4 protein-coding genes are annotated in these 5027 nt (G+C 55.1%); 3 read left to right on the top strand and 1 reads right to left on the bottom strand.

What is annotated here, in order from left to right:
- The 3 genes from thrS to FJ146_19390 all read left to right on the top strand — a co-directional run.
- Positions 1-1237 (top strand): threonine--tRNA ligase (gene thrS / locus FJ146_19400; GenBank protein MBM4254137.1); only part of this gene is annotated, 1237 nt, incomplete at its 5' end.
- Complete coding sequence (gene metG, locus FJ146_19395; protein ID MBM4254136.1) at positions 1237-3018, top strand: methionine--tRNA ligase; 1782 nt, start codon at positions 1237-1239, stop codon at positions 3016-3018. The genes thrS and metG, both read left to right, overlap by 1 nt.
- Before the next feature lie 85 nt (positions 3019-3103).
- On the top strand, positions 3104-4453 hold the full coding sequence (locus tag FJ146_19390) for an ATP-binding protein (GenBank protein ID MBM4254135.1): 1350 nt from the start codon (positions 3104-3106) through the stop codon (positions 4451-4453).
- A gap of 239 nt (positions 4454-4692) precedes the next feature.
- Here the strand turns inward: FJ146_19390 and FJ146_19385 are convergent.
- Positions 4693-5027 (bottom strand): transposase (locus FJ146_19385; GenBank protein ID MBM4254134.1); only part of this gene is annotated, 335 nt, incomplete at its 5' end.

Raw genomic sequence — 5027 nt, 5'->3', positions numbered from 1 at the left:
AGAGCTCGACGATTACCTGCACCGGCTGGAAGAGGCGAAAAAGCGCGACCACCGTGTACTCGGCAAGCAACTCGGTCTCTTTTCCTTCCATAAAGAAGCGCCGGCCAACGCCTTTTTCCACCCCGCTGGTGCCGCTGTCTATAACAAGCTGATGACGTTCATGCGGCGCAGCAATGCGGAATTTGGCTTCACCGAAGTCAACACACCCTTGGTCATGGATGTCGAGCTCTGGAAGAAGAGCGGTCACTACGACAACTACCGCGAGAACATGTACTTTACCCAGGTGGACGAGTCCGAGTCGGCGATCAAGCCGATGAACTGTCCGGGCCACTGCCTCCTCTATAGCTCTGGGCGTCACAGCTACCGTGAATTGCCGCTGCGCCTCAGCGAATTCGGCCGGGTTCACCGGCACGAGCGCAGTGGGGTGACGCATGGTCTCTTCCGGGTCCGCACCTTTGTCCAGGACGATGCTCACGTCTTCTGTTCTCCGGATCAGATTCAAGACGAGATCGTACGCGTCCTGACGCAGATTGATCAGGCCTACTCGCTGCTTGGTTTCACCCGTTACCGCGTTGAACTCTCTACGCGGCCGGAGAAATCCATTGGCAGTGACGAAATTTGGGAAAAAGCTGAGGGCGCCCTGAAATCTGCCCTGGAGAAATCAGGACGTGAGTACAAGCTCAATCCCGGCGACGGCGCCTTCTATGGCCCGAAGATTGACTTCCATCTGATCGACTCGCTGGAGCGCAGCTGGCAGTGCGGGACCGTGCAGCTAGATTTCTCCATGCCTGGCCGTTTTGAGCTTGAGTACATTGGTAGTGACGACAAATCGCACACGCCAGTGATGATCCACCGTGCTGTGCTAGGTAGTCTTGAGCGCTTCATGGGTATTTTCATTGAACACTATGCGGGTCACTTCCCGCTGTGGGCTGCTCCCACCCAAGTCCGGATCATCAACATCACCCAGGATCAAGAGCCCTACGCCAAAGCTGTCGAGGCGGAACTCAAAGCTGCCGGCGTGCGCACGGAGATTGACCTGCGCAACGAGAAGCTAGGCTTCAAGATTCGCGAGGCTCAGGTGATGAAGACACCTTACATGCTGGTGCTTGGTGATAAGGAAAAAGAATCGAACACCGTGGCTCCACGGTTCCACGACGGTAAGCAACTGCCGGCGATGACGGTGGCTGAGTTTGTCGAGCAACTTAAGGCCGATTGTGGCCAGCTTTGGGGACTGTGATGACTGCTGCCGCGGGTAAAGAACCGGTACTAATCTGTGTGGCCTGGCCTTATGCCAATAGTTATTTGCACATTGGTCATATGGCTGGGGCCTACTTGCCGCCAGACATCTTTGCGCGCTACCAGAGGATGACTGGTCGGGATGTGCTGATGGTGAGCGGTTCCGATACGCACGGCACACCCGTTACGATCCAAGCCGAGAAGGAAGGCATCACTCCAGCGGCGGTGGTCGAACGGTATCACGGCAAGTTCATCGAGAGTTTTGAAAAGATTGGCATCACGTTCGACTACTTCACCCACACTGGTACCAAGAACCATGCCCGCGTGGTGCATGAATTCTTCCGCGAGCTTCTAGACAAAGGCTACATCTACAAAGCCACGTCGAAGCAGCTCTTCGACCTCAAGGCCAAACGATTCCTCCCGGATCGCTACATCGAGGGTGAATGCCCTCTGTGTGGCTACGGTGAGGCTAGGGGGGATCAGTGCGACAACTGCGGCAAGACCTACGATGCCGTGGAGTTGAAGAATCCGGTGTCCAAACTTACCGGATCCCGGGATCTTGAGGTGCGCGACACTGAGCATTTCTATATCGACCTTGGCAAACTGAACGAGCCTCTTCTCGAGTGGTTGAGCTCGGGCAAAGATCACTGGCGCAAGCATGTCCTCAACTTTGCCCGTGGCACCTTGGAAAAGCGGGAGCTCCGCGGCACGGCGATCACGCGTGATCTGGAGTGGGGCGTCACCATACCTGTCCCTGGTTACGACACTAAACGCATCTACGTTTGGTTTGAGGCGGTCATGGGATACCTGAGTGCCACGATCGAGCAAGCGCAAGTGAGCGGTCAACCTGAAGCTTGGCGCAAGTATTGGGATAAGACCAAAGCGCCTGACGCGCGCACTTACTACTTTATCGGCAAGGACAATATCACCTTCCATACGATTCATTGGCCTGGATACCTGATCGCCAAGGGTGGCCTCAACCTGCCTTACGACGTACCGGCTAACGAGTACCTCAATAACCGTGGCCGCAAGCTCAGCAAAAGCCGCGGTGGTGCTATCACCGTACTCGATGTGATGGAACGCTACCAAGCCGACGCTTGGCGCTATGTCCTAACGGCTCTGGCTCCCGAGACTGGCGACGTCGACTTTTCCTGGGACGACTTCCTAGAGAAGGTCAACAACGAGCTCGTTGCTAACTGGGGCAACCTAGCAAACCGTATGCTCGGATTTGCCTTCAAGCGTTACGAGGGCAAGATCCCGGCCCCTGGGACGCCGCTTACTGCCGATGACGAGGCCTTGCTAGCCGAGGTTAAGAGCGGCTTTGCTACCGTCGGTGCCCTCTACGAGGGTGTTAAGCTGCGCGCAGCACTCGATGAAGCGCGGCGCCTCAGCCAGCGGGTTAACCAGTACCTAAGCGACAACGCGCCCTGGACCGTGGTCAAGACCGATCCGGCGCGCGCTGCCACCTGCGTCTACGTTGCACTTCAATGCATCACCTGGCTCAATACCATGTGGGCTCCCATTCTGCCGGAGAGTGCGCAGCTGATTCACACTACACTTGGTTTTGCTGGTAGCCTCTTTGGTCGCCAATGCACCGAGACTGTGACTGAGGAAGGTGACGTCAAACATACCGTCCTCCGCTACGATCCGGCTGGTGCCGTAGGGCAGTGGCAGGCCGTGACCCTGCCGGTAGGGCAGGCGATGCAGACCCCAGCGGCGCCGTTTAAGAAGCTGGAGCCGGACATCGTAGAGAAGGAAAATGCGGCTGCGGCTCAGGCCTAAGCGGTCTAAGCCCCCTTTTTTGACCATGAACTTGTAAAAAAAGCCCCCTTAAATTACAATTAAAATGTAATTTAAGGGGGCTATTTTGAAGCGTAATGCCCAAACTGACCTTGACTATTGGCTAAAATCCCCTGATCGGCGTCCGCTAGTCATTCGTGGGGCGCGTCAGGTTGGTAAGTCCACGTTGGTGCGCATGTTCGCCGCCGATGCCAAGTTAGACCTTATCGAGATCAACCTAGAGCGCCATCTGCACCTCAACCAGGTGTTCGGCACTCTCGATATCGATTTGATGGTGCGTGCCATCGAGGATACGGCGGGCAGGGCGCTCGGACCGTCTAGCCTGTTATTCCTGGACGAAATTCAAGCAACCCCAAACGCACTTGCCGCGTTGCGTTATTTTTACGAGGACCGTCGGGAATTAGCCGTGATCGCTGCGGGGTCACTTTTGGAACTGGCTCTGCCAGACATCGAGAGTTCGATGCCGGTTGGGCGTATTGATTACCTGCATCTGGGGCCCCTCACTCTTGTTGAATACATGCAAGCTCAGAACGAGGACCTAGTGCTGGAGCGTCTCGGAGCGTACAGACTAGGTGCGACTTGGTCGGATGCGTTACATGAGCGGCTGACTAAACTTCTGGCCACGTATATGCAGGTCGGTGGCATGCCCGAGCCACTCGCCAGCTACATCGATACACCCACTGACAACCGTAGGTGGATGATCGCGCAGCAGCGGATCGTCGATACCTACCAAGACGACTTTAACAAATATAAGAAGCGCGGCGACTGGGTCCCCATCCTTCAGGAACTCTATCGCCGCCTACCAGGCATGATTGGGCGCAAGATCAAGTACACGGAGCTGGCTCCAGGGTTTAGAGTTGAAAAAATCAGACAAGCACTTGATATGCTAGCTGCGGCCCGCATCGTCTACAAAGCGCCGCACGCCACGCCCCCGCAGATGCCGCTCAGCGCCCATGCCTCGCAGAAGGTATTCAAAACTTATTGGTTAGATATAGGTCTTCTGGTGCGTACGGTAGGCTCAGTGCCATCAAAATTAGACGGTGCACCCACGATTCAAGGACTGATGGCAGAACAGTTTGTGGCGCAACATCTGGCTTACTTGGGCGCATCGCATAAATCTCCTGAACTTTACTATTGGCTACGCGAAGGTAAGACCGACAATGCAGAGGTCGACTTTTTGGCGCCTTTACCGATAGGGACCCAGCTGCAGGTCGTCCCCATTGAGGTTAAGTTTGGGTCGGTGGCGAGGATCTTGTCTCTTAAACAGTACCTGCAAGTTTACCGTCCCGTACTCGCGGTAAGACTTTATCAAGCACCGCCCAAGGTCGAGCAGCTAGGAGACACCAAGGTGGCCTCGCTGCCTCTGTACATGACACCATTTCTAAGTCAGATCCTAAGTAATTCTGGCGTATCTTGATGGAGACGCAAACGGATCCTGTCCATCAATCATCTACATGCACTTTTTGTAAGAATTGAGTTCAAACGCACTCAGTGCCCCGTTCACTGAATTGAGACAACCCGAGACCTGGTAAATTCCTGCAGGTGGTGCCGTGAAGGTGCTGCCGTTAAAGGTATTGTGAGTATCCCAAATTTTGTTACCAAATATGCGCAGATTCGCAATTGACGTCCTCACCCCCCGTAAACGAAGGGGATTCCCTAGGCTTGCACCGCCCGACGGCAGTGCAAGTGGGTCAGCGCCTCACGTCCGAGGCGGAGAATGTTACGAGCTGCATTGACGTCACGGTCGTGAACCGTACTACAATTGCCGCACTTCCACTCCCTTACTCCTAGCCCGATCCGAGGGTATACCTCTAAGCATACTGCACACGTTCGAGTGGAGTCCCTTTCTTTTATTTCCTGTGCGTGTCCCCCAGCTCTTTGGGCTTTGTAGGAGACTTGCTGTTTAAACTTGCCGATGCCGTGATCAAGACTGATTCCCGCAAGGTTCTTCGAGCGATTCATCAGGCGACACGGGACATCACCGATGAATA

This window comes from Deltaproteobacteria bacterium (genome assembly GCA_016874735.1).
Taxonomy (GTDB): Bacteria; Bdellovibrionota_B; Oligoflexia; order Oligoflexales; family CAIYRB01; genus CAIYRB01.
Note: the sequence above shows the minus strand (reverse complement) of the source record. Positions and strands in the feature narration are given on the sequence as shown.